At 59.9% G+C, this 17,529-nt stretch carries 14 protein-coding genes and 1 pseudogene; 6 read left to right on the top strand and 9 right to left on the bottom strand.

Features of this window, described 5'->3' with window-relative positions; genetic code table 11:
• Positions 1-46: 46 nt before the first annotated feature.
• Positions 47-178 (bottom strand): annotated as a pseudogene (locus NHAM_RS27990) (MarR family winged helix-turn-helix transcriptional regulator); the annotation flags it as partial.
• Between the two features lie 64 nt (positions 179-242).
• Between NHAM_RS27990 and NHAM_RS04755 the strand changes: the two are divergent.
• Genes NHAM_RS04755 through maiA form a run of 5 tightly spaced genes read left to right on the top strand, consistent with a single transcriptional unit; the run spans position 243 to position 5,074 of the window.
• Positions 243-1,868 carry an FAD-dependent oxidoreductase gene (locus NHAM_RS04755; protein ID WP_011509478.1) on the top strand — a complete coding sequence of 542 codons (1,626 nt, stop codon included), beginning with the start codon at positions 243-245 and terminating at the stop codon, positions 1,866-1,868.
• Positions 1,865-2,110, top strand: a complete 246-nt coding sequence (locus NHAM_RS04750; protein WP_011509477.1) for a DUF2783 domain-containing protein — start codon at positions 1,865-1,867, stop codon at positions 2,108-2,110. Before NHAM_RS04755 ends, NHAM_RS04750 begins: the two co-directional genes overlap by 4 nt.
• Positions 2,107-3,063, top strand: coding sequence for an MBL fold metallo-hydrolase (locus tag NHAM_RS04745; protein ID WP_011509476.1), 957 nt, complete (start codon positions 2,107-2,109; stop codon positions 3,061-3,063). Before NHAM_RS04750 ends, NHAM_RS04745 begins: the two co-directional genes overlap by 4 nt.
• A gap of 4 nt (positions 3,064-3,067) precedes the next feature.
• On the top strand, positions 3,068-4,414 hold the full coding sequence (hmgA, locus tag NHAM_RS04740) for a homogentisate 1,2-dioxygenase (protein ID WP_011509475.1): 1,347 nt from the start codon (positions 3,068-3,070) through the stop codon (positions 4,412-4,414).
• 15 nt (positions 4,415-4,429) lie between these two features.
• Positions 4,430-5,074, top strand: coding sequence for a maleylacetoacetate isomerase (maiA, locus tag NHAM_RS04735; RefSeq protein ID WP_011509474.1), 645 nt, complete (start codon positions 4,430-4,432; stop codon positions 5,072-5,074).
• Positions 5,075-5,636: 562 nt separating this feature from the next.
• On the opposite strand, the gene NHAM_RS04730 is transcribed toward maiA, so the two are convergent.
• The 7 genes from NHAM_RS04730 to NHAM_RS04700 all read right to left on the bottom strand — a co-directional run bounded on the left by NHAM_RS04730 (position 5,637) and on the right by NHAM_RS04700 (position 13,756).
• Positions 5,637-6,266, bottom strand: coding sequence for an NnrS family protein (locus NHAM_RS04730; RefSeq protein WP_283805363.1), 630 nt, complete (start codon positions 6,264-6,266; stop codon positions 5,637-5,639).
• A 186-nt stretch (positions 6,267-6,452) separates the two neighbouring features.
• Positions 6,453-6,818 (bottom strand): hypothetical protein, encoded by a 366-nt coding sequence (locus NHAM_RS04725; RefSeq protein WP_011509471.1) that lies wholly within the window; start codon positions 6,816-6,818, stop codon positions 6,453-6,455.
• Between the two features lie 5 nt (positions 6,819-6,823).
• Complete coding sequence (locus NHAM_RS04720; RefSeq protein ID WP_011509470.1) at positions 6,824-8,209, bottom strand: sulfite oxidase; 1,386 nt, start codon at positions 8,207-8,209, stop codon at positions 6,824-6,826.
• A gap of 245 nt (positions 8,210-8,454) precedes the next feature.
• The gene (locus tag NHAM_RS04715) at positions 8,455-8,925 is read right to left on the bottom strand and encodes a VOC family protein (RefSeq protein ID WP_011505000.1); all 471 of its coding nucleotides are present in this window, start codon (positions 8,923-8,925) and stop codon (positions 8,455-8,457) included.
• Positions 8,926-8,940: 15 nt separating this feature from the next.
• Positions 8,941-11,895: an aconitate hydratase AcnA gene (gene acnA / locus NHAM_RS04710; protein WP_011505001.1), complete on the bottom strand. Its 2,955-nt coding sequence runs from the start codon at positions 11,893-11,895 to the stop codon at positions 8,941-8,943.
• 84 nt (positions 11,896-11,979) lie between these two features.
• On the bottom strand, positions 11,980-12,456 hold the full coding sequence (locus NHAM_RS04705; protein WP_011505002.1) for a Dps family protein: 477 nt from the start codon (positions 12,454-12,456) through the stop codon (positions 11,980-11,982).
• 181 nt (positions 12,457-12,637) lie between these two features.
• Positions 12,638-13,756 (bottom strand): hypothetical protein, encoded by a 1,119-nt coding sequence (locus NHAM_RS04700; protein ID WP_011509469.1) that lies wholly within the window; start codon positions 13,754-13,756, stop codon positions 12,638-12,640.
• A gap of 507 nt (positions 13,757-14,263) precedes the next feature.
• On the opposite strand from NHAM_RS04700, the gene NHAM_RS04695 reads away from it, so the two are divergent.
• Positions 14,264-15,451, top strand: coding sequence for a 6-phosphofructokinase (locus tag NHAM_RS04695; RefSeq protein WP_041358761.1), 1,188 nt, complete (start codon positions 14,264-14,266; stop codon positions 15,449-15,451).
• A 717-nt stretch (positions 15,452-16,168) separates the two neighbouring features.
• Here NHAM_RS04695 and NHAM_RS04690 read toward each other — a convergent pair.
• Complete coding sequence (locus NHAM_RS04690) at positions 16,169-16,762, bottom strand: beta-class carbonic anhydrase (RefSeq protein WP_011509467.1); 594 nt, start codon at positions 16,760-16,762, stop codon at positions 16,169-16,171.
• Positions 16,763-17,529: the final 767 nt, after the last annotated feature.

Here is a 17,529-nt window from a genome sequence, read left to right as displayed (position 1 = left end):
GCGTCTCGTCGAGATATTTAATGATCGCAATCGACTGCGCCAGTTCAAGATCAGCGCTGACCTCGGCAGCCAGCCGGTTCAGTCGAAATGGCACGAATTTGAACAGGTCGAGCTTCGCAACAAATGCCCGGTCGGCGGCAAGATTCAGCGGCACCTTAATAGTTGCAGTTGCGACCATTTTAGCGATGGTCTAGCCTCTTGGCCAGATTTTCAATTGCGACGGAGTTTGATCCGGAGCGACCATGTCCCAGCGGTCTGTCACGCAATTTGCTTATCGCCGGCACCCCGATCAGGAGCGCACTGAAGGCAAAGCCGCGCACCATCCAGTCATCATCGTCGGCGCTGGGCCGGTCGGCCTCTCACTCGCGATCGATTTGGCACAGCGCGGACAAGCCGTCGTACTGCTTGATGATACAGACAGGATCGGTGATGGGTCACGAGCGATCTGTTTTTCCAAGCGATCGTTGGAATTGTGGGATCGCCTCGGTGTCGGCGAACGGATGGTTGAAAAGGGAATTGCCTGGAAAGTCGGCAAGATATTCCTCAAGGACGAGATGGTCTATCGGTTCGATCTGCTGCCCGAAGAAGGGCATAAGATGCCGGCTTTCATCAATCTTCAGCAGTACTATGCCGAAGCCTATTTGGTCGACCGCGTTCAGGAATTGCCGCTGATCGATCTGCGCTGGCGAAACAAGGTCGTTGGTCTGGAGCAGCACAACGACCACGCCATTGTTGAGATTGAGACTCCGGACGGACGATACAAATTGAAATCTGATTTCGTGATCGCCTGCGATGGCGCGCGATCAGCTTTGCGCGGTTTCGTGGGCGCGGAATTTTCCGGCGAATCCTTCAACGATCGATTTTTGATCGCAGACGTAAAGATGACGGCCGCGTTTCCAACCGAACGCTGGCTCTGGTTCGACCCTCCATTCCATTCCGGGCAGTCCGCGCTGCTTCACCGCCAGCCCGACGACGTCTGGCGCATAGATCTGCAACTTGGCCCAGACGCGGACCCCGCCGTTGAACGGCTACCGGAGAATGTGCGGCCGCGGATCGAACGCATGCTGGGGCACAGCGAATTCGAATTCGAATGGATATCGATTTATAAGTTTCAGTGTCGGCGCATGCAGCGGTTTATTCATGGGCGGGTTCTCTTCGCAGGCGACTCCGCTCACCAGGTCTCCCCGTTTGGAGCACGGGGTGCGAATTCCGGGCTCGAGGATGCCGAAAACCTTGCCTGGAAGCTCGCCCTCGTCTTGCGGGGCAAGGCTGCGGTTTCCCTGCTCGATAGTTATGAGAGCGAGCGTAGCGCGGCGGCGGACGAAAATATTCGCGTGTCGACCCACTCGACAGATTTCATTGCCCCCCATTCAAAACACGAACGGCGGATGCGCCATGCCGTGCTTCGGCTTGCGAAAGAGGTCGATTTCGCCAGGCGGATGGTGAACGGCGGACGGCTATCAACGCCGTCAACGTACAATACGCATTTGTCTACGCGCGACGTAGATACATGGCGTGCCGGCCCACCTCCGGGGGCGCACATCGTGGATGCGCCATTGACGGCTACGAATGGCGAACGTGTTTATCTTACCGAAGCTTTCAAAGCCGCCGGCGGCAATTTTGTTCTGCTGAAATCTGGAAACGGATCAGCTCTCGCTCCGCTTGATTGTCACTGCATCAGCATTGGACAAAATGCGCCGCTGCACGACATATCCGGACTATTTGCAAAGCGCTATGATGCTTCCGATGGGACCGCCTATTTGCTTCGACCAGATGGATACGTCGCGGCAAGGTTCAGACATCCCACATTACCCGCAGTACAAGCCGCCATCGCGCGGGCGAGTGCACTAATCGAGGGCACGCCATGACGCTTTCGACGCGATCCAACTTTCCCGACCCGGACGCAGCTTATCGCCTGGTCGTAGAGGCGCATCGTGGCTTGAGCGATGAGCAGAGCGCGTCGCTCGACACCGCCCTCGTTTTGATTCTTGCCAATCATATCGGGGATGTGGAGGTCCTTCGCGAGGCGGTTTTGCTTGCAAAACGACACCTCGGGGATGATCACGCCGGTGCGGATGAGCAGAGTCCGAGGAAGAGAGAAAACAAATGAGCGCCAAGGGTTTCGCTTCCACGACCGATATGGCGGAGAAGAAAATCACATTCTCCGAAATCGGGCCCGACATCTATGCGTTCACCGCGGAGGGCGATCCAAATACGGCGGTTATTGTCGGCGATGACGGCTGCATTGTGTTTGACGCACAGGCGACGCCCGCAATGGCGAACGGCGTCATCGAACGCATCAGAACCGTAACCGACAAACCCATCAAGTATGTGGTTCTATCGCATTATCATGCGGTGCGCGTGCTCGGCGCTTCTGCATATCACGCGCAGGGGATCGTCGCTTCGAAAGAAACCCACAGGCTGATCGAAGAGCGCGGCCAACAGGATTGGGATTCCGAATTCGGACGATTTCCGCGGCTATTCCGTGATGCTGCAAGCATCCCGGGGCTGACTTGGCCGACACTGACGTTCGAGACCGAGATGACAATCGATCTCGGCAAGCGCGCGGTGAGGCTGATGCATTTGGGTGCCGGCCACACATCCGGAGATATCGTGGCATGGGTCCCCGACGCGCAGGTGATGTGCTCAGGCGATCTGATCGAATACCATTCCGCTTGCTATTGCGGAGATGCTTATTTGCACGAATGGCCGATGACATTGAATGAAATTCGCAAATTCAATCCCAAAGCAGTCGCTCCCGGCCGCGGTAACGCTCTCAAGGGGCAGTCCATTACACGAGAGGCAATTGCGATGACGCGTGATTTCGTCACTGCATTGTATGGCTCGGCGGAATTGTCTGTTGCCAAAGGGCACAACCTGAAGGAAACGGTTGCCGCGGCACGCGAAGTCATGGACCCGAAATTCTCGAGCTTCGCCATTTATGAACACTGCCTACCGTTCAACGTCTCCCGGGCTTTCGATGAGGCGTCGGGCATCGACAATCCGGTGATTTGGACCGCGGACCGTGACCGCGAGATGTGGGCGACCATTCAAGGAGGATAAGGCGATGAACACCAGTTTCGATCCTGTCGCCGCCAATTCCAACAGTGCCAACGTGACGCCCGGCTATATGTCAGGCTTTGGCAATAGCTTCGAGACCGAAGCTCTGCCGGGCGCCTTGCCGATCGGGCGTAATTCACCTCAACGCTGCGCCTACGGATTGTACGCGGAACAATTGTCCGGCTCGCCGTTCACCGCGCCGCGCGGCGCCAACGAACGCTCGTGGCTTTATCGGATCCGCCCCTCGGTTCGTCATTCCGGGCATTTCGTTAAAATCGACGCAAAACTCTGGCGCACGGCGCCGTGCCTCGAGCACGACATGCCGCTCGCGCAACTACGCTGGGACCCCACGCCGATTCCAGAGGACGAACTGACTTTCGTGCAGAGCGTGCGAACGATGACCACCGCCGGCGACGCCCACACCCAGACCGGCATGGCCGCGCATATCTATCTCATTACGAGATCCATGGTCGATCAGCATTTTTACAATGCCGATGGCGAGATGCTGTTCGTACCGCAGGGGGGCAGCCTTCGCTTCGTCACCGAATTCGGCGTGATCGACACCGAGCCGGGCGAAATTGCCGTTATTCCGCGCGGCGTCAAGTTTCGCGTCGAAATTCCATCCGGCCCCGCGCGCGGTTATCTGTGCGAGAACTACGGCGGCGCATTCACACTGCCTGAACGGGGCCCCATCGGCGCAAATTGTCTTGCCAATTCACGCGACTTTCTCACCCCTGTTGCCGCTTATGAGGATGATGACAAGCCAACCGAGTTGTTCGTGAAATGGGGTGGAGCGTTATGGTCCACGGCTCTGCCTCACTCGCCGATTGATGTCGTGGCATGGCACGGCAATTATGCGCCCTATAAGTACGATTTAAGGACGTTCTCACCAATCGGTGCAATCGGATTCGATCACCCCGATCCATCGATCTTCACCGTGCTGACGTCGCCTTCAGAAATCGCCGGCACCGCGAATATCGATTTCGTGATTTTCCCGGAGCGATGGGTGGTCGCAGAGAACACGTTCCGTCCACCTTGGTATCATATGAACGTCATGTCCGAGTTTATGGGCTTGATTTACGGCGTTTACGACGCCAAGCCGCAGGGCTTCGTACCTGGCGGCATTAGCCTGCATAATTGCATGCTTCCTCACGGGCCCGACCGCGAGGCGTTCGACCATGCCAGCAATACCGAACTCAAGCCCGTCAAGCTTACCGGCACGTTGGCCTTCATGTTCGAAACACGCTTCCCGCAGCGCGTGACTGAATACGCCGCAACATCCGACGCGCTGCAGGACGACTACGCGGATTGTTGGCAAGGGCTTGAGCGCCGTTTCGATCCGACCAGGCCGTAAGGTGCGAGCTGCAAGATGAACAACAACGACGCTTTGCTATACGGATACTTCCGGTCAACCGCAGCCTACCGCGTCCGCATCGCGCTCGGACTCAAGGGATTGAGAGCGGAGAACAAATTCGTACATTTGCGCAAAGGCGAACAAATCCAGCAGGCCTACCGCGACATCAACCCAGCTGGACTGGTGCCCTATTGGATCGAAGGTGACTTTCGCCTGGCTCAGTCACTCGCGATCATTGAATATCTCGATGAAACGCACCCGGCGCCCCCGCTGCTGCCATCTAGTCCGAAAGCACGCGCTGTCGCGCGAGAAATCGCGCTGGTGGTGACAAGCGACATTCATCCGATCGGAAGTCTCCGTGTTTTGAATCGGCTGGCCGAAATGGAAGTCAATGAGACCGCCCGCACGACATGGTCGCAGCACTGGATCAGAGTCGGATTCGAAGCGATCGAAGCACGCCTTGCGCACCTTCCGGGCCCCTTTGCGCTCGGTGAACGGCCGACGGTAGCCGATATTTGCATTGTCCCGCAGGTGTTCAATGCGCGACGCTTCGGTGTTGATCTTTCCCCGTACAAACGAATCCTGGAAATAGATGCGACAGCGTCGGAGCTCGAGGCATTTGCCACGGCTGAGCCAGGCCGTCAGCCCGATGCAGAATAGAAATCTCACTGGAAACACGATGCATCCCAACCGCCTCGCCTGCAGTATGCGGATCTGAGTTGCGATCGGTGGACACCCGTGTTTACAAGCGCACGCTGTTTCAATGCTAATACCAGAGGTCGCACCGGCGGACGCTTTGCCGCTGTATTGTTAATCGGCGCGGGGTCCGGACGGTGCATTCGGCCGGATGTAGGCAACCAGGTGGACCAAGGAATCCCAACAAGCGCCGCTGTCTACGATCTGGATCGCTGCCGAACACCTTCACATGCAACGGATTATCACGCATGCTGTGGGCCAGGGTGGTCGCCGCCGCGCGCAACTCGCCAGGCATCAGCGCCCTGATGTCGACGAAGAGGTCGCCATCGACTTGGTTGTATGATGTCGGTTGTCGACCACCAGGCGCCGTTGATGAACGCGGATCCGATTCTAATCGACCAGCGGTCAGCCCGCGACAGAATGGCAGCGCCATCGCCGGCCAGCGCACGCGCGCCAACCCCTGTTATGTTCATATCTCACCGAGCGGGCATTGTGCATCGGGCATCTCATGACGGGTCGGCATGCGTCAGCTCCGTCGATGCCCGGGTCGGGCGAGCATCGGACCATAGACCAGTGCGAACAGGCCGAAGGCCAGCGACCAGCAGGCGGCGGACAGCACCAGCAGCTCCGGATAGATCGGAATTGCGAACGGCGCGAGCACGCGCGTCACGGCAGCGGCATTGACCAGAGCGTAGATGATCAGCGTGGTGGTGTCCGCGCGGCGTTCACGCCCGGTATGACTGCGGCTGGTGCGGGTCATCATGGCCAGCGTCATGACGCCGATCGCGCCGGTGGTTAACGCATGGATCGCCGCGGTCTCGGGAATATTGGCTGGTAACAGGATCGAAGCTCCCAGTATGGCAAGACCAAGCGCACACCAGAAATAGCCAAGATGGAGAATGAGCACCATCCCGTCACTGGCTGCGACCCATCCTCTCCAACGCAGGAGACGGACGAGCAGGCCGGCGCCGGCAATCGCCAGCAGGACGCCACTCAACGGCGCAAATGGCGCCGTGTGTGGGAGGAAGGCCGTCCTAAATTCAAATCGCCGCAGTCCGGCTGACGTTAAGGAGGGTAAGACCAGTTCTGTGATCCGGTAATGGGAATTATTCGCTTGCGCGTTCCAAACGGCTCCGGTTGTAGCCCCATGATCCACGCCAACCTTTAAAGGCACGCTGGGCCTGATGCGAAGCCAGCCCTCCGGCGCTCCGCCCAATTGGCTGGACCCGGACGATAGGTGGCAGGCTCAAGACTTCTTCCTTGCGACCCCGCCGCCGGATGCGGGATCAACGGCACAAAGCTTTCCTTCATACCGCGCCCGGCAACAGCGATCAGCGCGCCGCTACTTGATGAACGGATTCTGGAAGCCGCGGCTCGGTACGGCGCGCGGCGGGAACGCCGCCTCCAGATAGTTCAGTACAACTTCACGATCCCTGCCCTCGAGGGCGGGCATGCCATGCTTCGACGTCATGAGATTAATCGTCGCGTCCCATTGGACGCGACTCATCCCTTGTGCCGCGACCAGCTTAAAGCCGTGACACGCGGTGCAGGCATAAAAGGCGCCGTCGCGGCCGTCGCCGGGCGGATAATCCTCCGGCGCTTCGTCCTGCGCGCGTGCCATGATGCCGGCCGCGAGCAACACCGCCGCGGCCAGAGAGAGCTGCCGCGCAATGCGCGCGGCAGCCGTGCGAGTGTGCAAAGGCATCATTCCGATCAACCCACCAAAACGGCAACCCGGTGCATGGCGTTGCCGCCATAGCCCTGCGGATTCCAGAAGCCGGCCATATGCGGCTGCATGACGCCTTTCGAGTCGGTGCCGCGCGCCCAGATTTCATAATAGCCGTCGGTCGGCAGCTTCACCGTCGTGGTCCAGCGCTGCCAGTCGTACTTGTTCTTCGGCTTCGACAGCTTAACCCGCGTCCACGTCGCGCCGAAATCGGTCGAGACATCGACGTGATCGACGGTGAAGTCGCCGGCCCAGGCCGCGCCACGCAGCTTGATCTCCTTGGTGCCGGCGGCGATTTTATCGCCGTTGGCGGGACTGGTGATGATCGAGCGTATCGGCATGGATTCCAGAATCTGGAAATTCTTCGGATCGCCCTTGGCGCCGGGGATCATCGGCTTGATCGGCACGCGATAAGCGAACTCAGTCATGCCCGGGCCGTCGTGCTCCTTGTCGCGGATCCAGATGCGGCTCAGCCACTTCGCCGATAGCGATCCCGGCCAGCCGGGAATGAACAGTCGCACCGGCCCACCGTGAATGTTCGGCAGCGGCTTGCCGTTCAGCGCGAAGACGATGAGGTTGTTCTCATCCATCAGCTTCTTGATCGGCACACCGCGCGACAATGTCGGCTTGCTCTCGTCGCCGGAGAGATGCAGGTCGCGGCCGTAATGGCCGGAGAACACCGCCGACGGCTTCAGTCCGGCGCTCTTGATGATGTCCGCAAGCTTGACGCCGGTCCATTCCGGACAGCCGACGCCGCCATTGGTCCACTGGTTGCCGCGCGCCTGCGGCGTGAAGAAGGAGCGGCCGTTGCCGCCGCATTCGAGCACCAGACGGCGGGTGACCGGCTTGTGCTTCGCCTTGAGTTCGCCAAGCGTCAGCGTCAGCTTGTTGTTGACCTCGCCATCGATGACGAAGGACCACTTATCCGGGTCCTTGCTTTCCTCCGGAATCTGGCCGTTGTTGCGCACGAACAGTTTGTCGGTCGGCGTGGTGTCGTCGTCGAGCAGGTTCTCTGGCGTCTCCGCCACCAGTGGCCGATCACCGAGCACAACGAGCCCATCACTCTTACCAGGAAACTGTAAATGCTGCGGCCCTTTCGGCGCCGGGGCTGGAGACTCGCCGGCAGCAGGCGCATTTTGCGCGAGCGCCGCTGGAATCAGCCCGCCCGGCATATTGGCAGCAAATGGGATCGCACCACCAACCGCCGCGCTCATCGCGGCAAGGCCGGCTCCGCCGAGAAAACCGCGGCGGCTCGCGGAGACTTTCCGGCCGAATACCTCGGCATCCGCGCGTTCGGCATCGTCGTTGTAAAGTTCGTCAAGCGAGCGCTCTACCGAACGTTCATGAGATTTGAACATCTGCATTTTCGACATGTGCGTATCGCTCCTTGCCGACCCAACGCCCGGGACTTGCCACCAGCCTTCGGATTCCGAATGCTAACATTCGAACCAGAGCCTAGGATGCCATAGATAGAGATAAAGACCAACGCAATCGGCAGCGGAGTTGGCTCCAGCGACTCTGGCGTACCCACGATAGGTTGCAAAGTACGGAGATATGCGTCTCGCAAATCGATTCAAAATCAAACGCTTGTCAACGAGACCGGAGCGTGAATTCTAGTCTAGGTCGGGGCCACGCCGATGCCCTTCTCCCTCAACTCGGCTCTCGCCCTCTCGGATTTGTCGGGCGAGATCTGCATCGCATTCAGAACGGCATCCGTCTTTGCAAACTGCACGTCGCGGTATTCAACCACTTCGACACGGTTGCCCCACGGGTCGAAGAAGTTGAACGAACCTTCGACCATCCTCGCCCCCGCCAGTTCGGCGAGTTCGCGCACTTTCGAGCGGTCATCGACGACAAGACCAAAATGCCGCGCGTCGTCGGGACCCTGCTTGCGGCCCTCGCTCAGCGCGAGAAACTGGTCGCCCATGTCGATGAAAGCCATGGTCGTCCGGCCTGCCTCGTCCAGGTGGCTTCCCCTCAGTTCAAAGTCGAATATTGCGCCGTAGAAAGAGAGTGCCTCCTCGACGTTTCCGACTTCCAGAGCTACGTGATTGATGCCGACCAGGTTCGGCCTGGAATTGTTTGCCACGTTCGCCTCCTCAATCTAAACGCGCGTGCTACCCGTGTACGACACCGGATCGCTGGCCGGGAAGGATTGAATCGAACCCTCGTCCACGGCTCCATCCTGCTTGCCGTCGGGCGGGAGCGGATGCGGCTTGCGGGCTGGTGCCGCTGATAATTCCGACCGCTCGCCCAACAGCTGACGCAACACGTACCGTAGGATCCCGCCGTGGCGGAGATAGAGCACCTCTTGCGGCGTTTCGATCCGGGCGCTGACCTCGAACGCGATCGCGCTATTGTCTTCGCTATAGGCGCGCACCGTCAGTCGGCGCGATGTGGCGAACCCGCTCGCGACCCCGGCGGTGATACCCTCAATATCAAAAGTCTCCCGACCCGTGAGCCCAAGGCTCGCCGCTGACGCTCCCTCCACGAATTGCAGCGGCACGATCCCCATCCCGACGAGGTTCGACCGATGAATCCGCTCGAAGCTCTCGGCGATGACGGCACGCACGCCTTGCAGGTAGGGTCCCTTCGCCGCCCAATCCCGGCTTGAGCCGGACCCGTAGTCCCGGCCTGCGAGAACGATCAGCGGAACTCCGTCCGCAAGATAGCGTTGGCTTGCCTCGTAAATCGGCGTCTGTTCGCCGCTGGGGAGATGGATGGTGCAGCCGCCTTCGGTGTCCGGAGCGAGCCGGTTACGAATCCGCACATTGGCGAACGTCCCGCGCACCATCACTTCGTGATTGCCGCGACGCGCACCGTAGGAATTGAACTCCTTCGGAGCCACGCCTTGCGTGACCAGATACTGTCCTGCAGGCGAGCCCTGCTGAATCGTTCCGGCAGGAGAAATATGGTCGGTCGTGATACTGTCGCCGAACACTGCAAGCACACGCGCCCCGCGGATCTCTGCAACCTGCTCAGGAGCCGTATGGGGCATGTCCGTGAAGAAGGGCGGGCTGCGCACATAGGTCGAGCTCTCGTTCCACTGATAGATGTCGCCGGAGGGAGCCGCCAAGGCGCGCCATTGTTCATCGCCGGCGAAAATCTCGCGATAGTTCTCACGATAGAGATCGGATCCGATCGCTTGCTGCAGGGTCCGCTGGATCTCCTCTTGGCTGGGCCAGAGGTCGCGCAGGAATACCGGGCGCCCCTCTCGATCGTGGCCAAGCGGCTCGGTTTCCAGATCGATCGTGATTCGTCCGGCAAGCGCGAAGGCCACGACAAGCGGTGGCGACATCAGATAGTTCGCTCGCACTTCGGAGTGGATACGGCCTTCGAAGTTGCGGTTGCCGGACAGCGTCGCGGCGACGACGAGGTTCCTGCTTCGGATCTCCTCGGAAATCTCGGCCGGGAGAGGGCCGGAATTGCCGATGCAGGTGGTGCAGCCGTAGCCGACGAGATTGAAGCCAAGCTGATCGAGATAGGGCGTCAGCCCGGCGCGCTCGTAATAGGCCGTCACGACCCGTGATCCGGGCGCAAGCGAGGTCTTGACCCATGGCTTGCGATTCAGCCCGCGCGCGACCGCGCGCTTGGCGAGGAGGCCCGCCGCCAGCATCACAGAGGGATTGGACGTGTTGGTGCAGCTCGTGATGGCGGCGATCACGATGGAGCCGTGCTCCAGCGCTTCAGCCCTACCCACGTGCGGCTGCATCGCTCCCGGCCGGACCTCTCCTGCCGTCGACTCGCCCCAGACAGTCAGCCGCTCGTCGGCCGAAATCCGCGCGTCCGCGCCTTTCTGACTGCGCGGCGGTTCGGGCGGCAGGAGCGACGGCAGAGAGGCTTCGAAGGCCGCCTTGGCGCGGCCGAGCGGCACGCGATCCTGCGGCCGTCCGGGACCTGCAATGCTGGGTTCGACGTCGCCAAGATCAAGCTCCAACGTGTCACTGAAAGCCGGCTCCGGCGCGGCACTGTCGTGAAAGAGCCCCTGTTCTTTCATATAGGCTTCGACGAGCGCCACCCGCTCCTCGGAACGTCCGGTCAATCGCAGATAGTCGATCGTGGCCACATCGACCGGAAAGATCGCGCATGTCGATCCGTATTCCGGCGACATATTGCCGATGGTCGCGCGGTCGACGACGGGCACGTTGCTGACACCTGGTCCATAAAACTCCACGAACCGGCCCACAACGCCTTTTTTGCGCAGCAGCTGCGTTACAGTGAGCACGAGATCGGTAGCGGTCGCGCCCTCGCGAAGCTTGCCGGCGAGCTTGAAACCGATCACTTCCGGGATCAGCATCGAGATCGGCTGACCGAGCATGGCCGCCTCGGCCTCGATGCCGCCGACGCCCCAGCCGAGGACACCAAGGCCATTCACCATCGGCGTGTGGGAGTCGGTCCCGACCAGCGTGTCGGGATAGGCGAGCGACCGCGTATCGCCGCCCTCACCTACCTTGCTCGCCAGCTCGTCTGCTCCGAACACGACCCGTGCCAGATATTCGATGTTCACCTGATGGCAGATCCCGCTGTTCGGCGGGGTGACGCGAAAATTCTTGAACGCCTGCTGGCCCCATTTCAGCAGCGCGTAGCGCTCGCCGTTGCGGCTGTAGTCGAGCATCTGATTGATCGCCATCGCGCCCGGAACTCCGAACGCATCGGCCTGGATCGAATGATCGATGACGAGTTCAACTGGCTGCAGGGGATTGATCTTGGCGGGATCGCCACCGAGCCGGACCATGGCGTCACGCATCGCCGCAAGATCGACAATCGCCGGAACACCTGTGAAATCCTGCAACAGTACGCGGGCCGGCTGAAACGCGATCTCGGTGCGCTCCGACGCGTTCGGCTGCCAGCCTGCAAGCGCCTCAATATCGGCCCTGCTGACCGACGCGCCGTTCTCGGTCCGGAGCAGGTTTTCAAGCAGGATGCGCAGTGAATAGGGCAGGCGCTCGACTGCAAAACCGGCTCGCTTGAGGGCATCCAGACGGTAAATCGTGTATGAGCGATTTCCGACGTTAAGCTCCGAGGCGGCTCCAAAGCTGTCCAGATGCGCTGCGGTCATTCGGCCCTCCGATCCATTTGCATGTTTGGCCTTCCTCGCAGTCGCTGTCGCGAGCCTGGGAGGGCACACACCTATGTCGTCGCGTTACTTGCTACGTTGCAGGAGGCTGCTCAGCATCCAGGCCGTCTTTTCGTGTTGCGTCACCCGCTGCGTCGCGAGATCCGCTGTTGCAACATCTCCTTGTGTCCCGGCCTCTGTCACCACCTGCAGGGCGGTACGCGAGGCAGTGGTGTGATCGGATAATAGCTGGCTGATCATCGCATCGGCCGCCGGCGCATCCGCTTCTTCGCCGATGGACGTCAATGTCTGGAATTCAGCAAAGCTGCCGGGCGCCTTGACGCCGAGTGCGCGGATCCGTTCGGCGATCTCATCGATCGCCTGCGCGAGTTCAGTGTATTGATCCTGAAACAGCGTGTGCAACGGTTCAAATTGCGGTCCAACAACGTTCCAGTGGAATCCCTGCGTCTTCACATAAATGATGTAGCTGTCCGCGAGCAGGCGCCCGAGTAGAGCCGCAGTTTTAGCGCGTGCTGCTTGATCGTTGATGTACGGGCTAGGCATGTCGGTTCTCCGAAATTGAAGCGTCTTGCTGTCTGATACGGCCGTAACGCAAAGCAGCGCGGGTTTGCCAAGATTACTACCCCGTTCGACGTCAATAGTTCCTGGTATGATTATCGGCTCCAGTCGACGCGATCCGTATCCGACCCACCGCGCGCCAGTGACGCGAACCCGATCAGCCGCCCTAAACCGGATAACGCAGGATCGCCGCCAACGTCCCCTCGCGCGGGATGTCGGCCTTGCGCACTCCGATTACCCGGCCGCCTGCCGCGAGGACGCGTGCCGCAATTTCGTCGACGACGCCATATTCACCCTCGTCCTGTTGCTCGGGGAAGCTGACTGCCCCTTGTTCGTCGATCCGCCCGGGAATGATCTGGTCGATATCGACCAGGATCATGTCCACGGCGCCGAACGTTGCCGCACGCGCTGCCTGGGCGACATCCGTTGTCGCCCGGCCCTGATTTTCACGTTGCTGGAAGAGCGCCCGCCAGGTTGCGAGTTCATCCCGGTAGAGTTCGTCCAAGATGGGGCGCGCCCGCTCAGCGAGTTGAGCCTCGGTCAAACCCTCGGGACTGCCCTCGATTCCCGCCTCGGCGAGTTGAGAATAGGTGTTCACGGAACGATAGATTGAAGCCAATGGCTCGGCCGCTGCGAGGATGAGCGGCAGACCGCTGCCGCCTAACAGGGGCCGCAACGCCCGATCGACCTTCCGGGCGAACTGACGCAGCAACACTTTTTGACCCTCTGCGCCCTGAATCCGGCCGCTCGGCCAATGATCGATCTCACCCACGCCCCGCACGGCCCGCCCGGCATCCTGCGGCATCGCCTCGACCTCGACCGGCACCGCCGGCAGGTCGGCTGACACTTCGACGAGCCGAACGCTCCGCTGCGCCAACGCCAACACGTAACAGGCATTGGGAAAACTTACGGCTCGTAGCAGCGGCTTCACGTAAAACCGATCCGACACGCTGACGATGCGCGCGAGTGCATTGGGGACACGGAACGTCTGCAAATTCTCCGGTGTCGCGAAGATAGCCAAGCTGTGCGCCTGAAAGCGCCAGAACTCGTCGTCGTCGACGAGATCGTCCAGTTGTTCGGCAATCAGCGCCGCCCGGTGCCTGTCGCCTCCTGCCGCGTGGATCTGCTCAATCGCTTGCTTCGCGAGATTCTTGAGCTCGATCCGGTGGCCTTGGGCCTCTTGAGTGACGGGTGTGGTCGGCAAGTAGATCGAAACACAGAGATCGCCTCGATGGGAGGTCAAGGCCGCGATGTCGACAGAACTCGGAATATCCACGTACAGCATTGCGTACTCCCTCTCCGAGATCTGAGCTGACATTCCATGCGGAACTATCGCCAGAGCAAGATGCCAAGGAATCGTGCAAATCCGTCGCGTTGGCCGCCCGGGGCCCGATGAGCCTAAGAGCTGCGGCTACCCACGTCCACATGTTATCTGCGGCAGCGGTGCTGCGAGCCTGACAAGCGCGCGGTTTCTCAGATGAGGGTAGGCCCGGCTGGCGCCCGTCGGGTCTACCGATGAGGTCCCGACAAACGAGTTGCGGCGCGCCCACCTTGGGGCGAGGAGAACCTTGATCTATCGGCCACCGGATGAGCCCGAGCTTTTCGAGAAAGGGGCATTGTGGAACCTAACGGAACATCGGACGTTCTTTATCCACGAATGAACAGCGCAATTGCCCGACAGCGTGTCCGCGTGCTGAAGCGTTTTCGGTTGCGCGAGGAGCGCAAGCCGGAAGCGGCTAAGTAAGAATGCTACGCTGTGCATAGCGAGACATGCCAATGCTGGGAGGTGGGCGTGGCGAGAAAGCGCATTGGCATTCTAACGGGCGGCGGCGACGTCCCCGGTCTCAATGCAATCATTAAGACCGTGACTTATCGCGGCAGTGAGGACGACATCGAGGTCGTGGGTCTTCGCCGTGGTTGGGAGGCCCTGACGCATCTGAATCTCGAGGACCCGACCAGCAGGTCTCACTACCTCATCCCGCTGAACCGTGAAAACACGCGCACCGTCGACCGGCGCGGCGGCACCATGCTGCATTCGAGCCGCACCAATCCGTCCAAAATGAAAAAGTTACCCGACCATCTCGTCGGCACTGACCTTCCAGTTACCACGAATACCAACGGCGGCACCGAAACCAGGACCTGGGACCTGACCGGCCAGGTGCTCGCGAACTTGTCAGGACTAGGCATCGAACACCTAATCGCCATTGGCGGAGACGACACGCTCAGTTATGCGGCCAGGCTCGACGAACTCGGCGTCAAGATCATCGCCATTCCGAAGACGATGGACAACGACGTTCGCAACACCGAGTACTGCATTGGCTTCTCGACCGCGATCACCCGCGCCAGCGATGCCATCCAGCGGCAGCGCACCACTATCGGCTCCCACGAGCGCATTGGTATTTTCCGGGTCTTTGGCCGCGATGCCGGATTTACGGCACTCTATACCGCGTACGCGACCTCGATCCGGTGCGTCATACCGGAGTACAAGGTCAATCTCGACAAACTGATCCGGTTGCTGCTCGAGGAGAAGCGCGCCAACCCAAGCAACTACGCGCTGATCGTGCTCAGCGAGGGCGCCGAGTGGGAGGGCTACGAAGCGCATGAATACGGCGAGCCTGACCCCTACGGTCACCGCAAGAAGGCGAGCGTCGCCGAAGTGCTTGCTGACGAAATCAAAGCGCACACCGGCGAGGAGACTATCGTCTCTGACCTAACCTATGACCTGCGATCGGGCGATCCGGACTTCATCGACAAGCTCGTCGCCCTGACTTTCGGTAACATGGCCTACGATGCGGTCCTGGAAGGCAGGACCGGCCTGATGTCGGCGCTGGTCGAGGGCTGTTACGACCTGGTGCCCATCCCTGACGCCAACCTCGGGCCACGCAAATTGGACGTCGCCAGCACGTACAACATGGAACGCTACCGCCCCATCTACGCCGATAAGCGGGGGCTGCCGATCTTTCTCAACCGCGCGTCATAGGGTGGCAGGTGGTAACCCCAAGAACGTCTCCTATGGGGGCAGCCTCGGAAGTAGTGCCCGGCCAGATGGGTCTGCCGACGCGGAGTCAGGGCCGCGCGCGGAGATCATGAAGGAGTCAGGTCCTGGAGATCGAACGCACTACATTCGGCACCATCACGATTGACGGAAAGACCTATGAACACGACGTGATCATAGGTCTCTCCGGTGAAGTGGCAAGGCGGAAGCGGGCCGGCCGCGACTGCGCTGCGGCGCATGAGCAAAAGCCCGAGAGCGCATCGAGAAGATCGATTGGTCGCACGGTCGTGCGTGCTGACCGGTGGCGGAAACCACCATCGTCCAGGTTCGCAAGAGGCCCTGCCCGCGTTGCACTGACGTGAGCACAGCGGGACACGAGAGTCGGCTTTTGGTCAATCGCGTCACTTTGGCCGTCTGCGCGCTACTTCTGGTCTTCCCCTGTAAACAGACGTAGTGAGGGTCAGTGAGTATGTCTCAAAAGGGCCAAAGGCAGTCGCTCACAGCTTGCAGGCGATCCGAAAGTGCGGCAATTAGGATGCGTCGTCGACGCGATGAAATCTGCCTGATCCTGTTGGCAGCGTTCCGTCTGGGAGCGGCGTGTCGTCATTTTTCAAGCATCAGTTATTGCCGCCGTGAATCGGTAGGTAGCGTGATTTTGAGCATGGGAGCGACAGACATTTCTCGCTGCAAACTCGCGCCGATCTAGCCCGTCGCCTTTCCTGCAGCTGTCGCCTCAGTCACTTCGTCCAGGTGCCCCGTCTTTACATCGTAGATAAATCCATAAATTGGGACGTGCTTCGGCACTAGCGGATGGGTACGGATCCGCAGTACGTCTTCGACGACGCTCTTCGTGTTGTCCTCGAAGGTGTGCCAATGGATAAATTTTCCAGCCACGGAACCTCCGCCGTGTTTTGGGTTCGACCACTTCTTGCCGTCAAATTGCGCAGTGCTTAGATCATCCGCGAGAAGGTTGCCGATGATTTCGTTGGTGAACAATTGCATTCCACAATCGCTGTGGTGGATCACGAACCATTCGTTGGTTCCGAGCAGCTTGTGAGAGATAACGAGCGAGCGAATTGCATCATCGGATGCACGGCCGCCGGCATTTCGGATGACGTGGGCATCCCCTTCCGCAAGGCCTGCATATTTTGCAGGATCGAGCCGAGCATCCATGCAGGTGAGAATCGCGAAGCGTCGAGCCGGAGGCAATGCAAGCTTGCTCTTGTCACCGAAGTCGCTGGCATATTTTTCGTTCGCCGAAACGATTTCCTTGAATACGGTGCTGCGCGTCGTCATGGTAGATATCCTTCGGTTGCAGACACACGATCAAAGCGAAACGAGATCAGCGCGCAGCTGGCCGGTCAAGATAATTGATTTTCGTAGTTTACGACAACGCGAAACGAACTTTTCCGGGAACCGCCGCGCATCGGGTTAAAACATTTCAATTGCCGAAGTGGGGCGCGAACCCTCGATCAATTTGCGCGGAGTGGACGGCGATTGAGCGCACCTGACAGGGTGAGATCACACCTGCAGGCGGCGGCTCGCGAGCAAATATTCCTCTCGGCACGAGATGATTGATCAAGACACGCAAGGTGAAGCCGCCGCTTAAGTCAGTTCCGGGTCAAAACCCGACCTCTAGGAGGCAGCCACTCTCAGCGTCTAGCGGACCAACTGGGATTACGTGTTCCTTTCATGCACCGGTCCTGGCCTTTCGCCGGCCCTATCTCTCATACCAACCGATGAGGCGGTAGTTCTGTGAGCGCATCGATCAACTATTCCATGAACGGGGATTCGGGACTTTCACTGTTCCGATTAATGCTACGGCGTGCTTTCCTTAAGGCACGGACGCATTAACACGCAGCCAGTCGCACCTCGCTTCAGCATATCCTGAAATGTCGAGCGCTGCCGAACACCGGCAGGAACTGCTTCGGGCTTTTTTAACAATTCAGTTTTTTAGCGGCGTCGGCGCGGGACTGGCTGACGCTGATCCGGTTGTTCGAAGAGCTTCGCAGCCTGGGCTATACCGGCGGCTATGATGCGGTTCGTCGTTATTCCCGCCAGCT

Origin of the sequence: Nitrobacter hamburgensis X14 (assembly GCF_000013885.1) — a bacterium.
Classification (GTDB): domain Bacteria; phylum Pseudomonadota; class Alphaproteobacteria; order Rhizobiales; family Xanthobacteraceae; genus Nitrobacter; species Nitrobacter hamburgensis.
The sequence above is the reverse complement of the archived record's forward strand: the minus strand, read 5'-3'. Positions and strand labels throughout refer to the sequence as shown.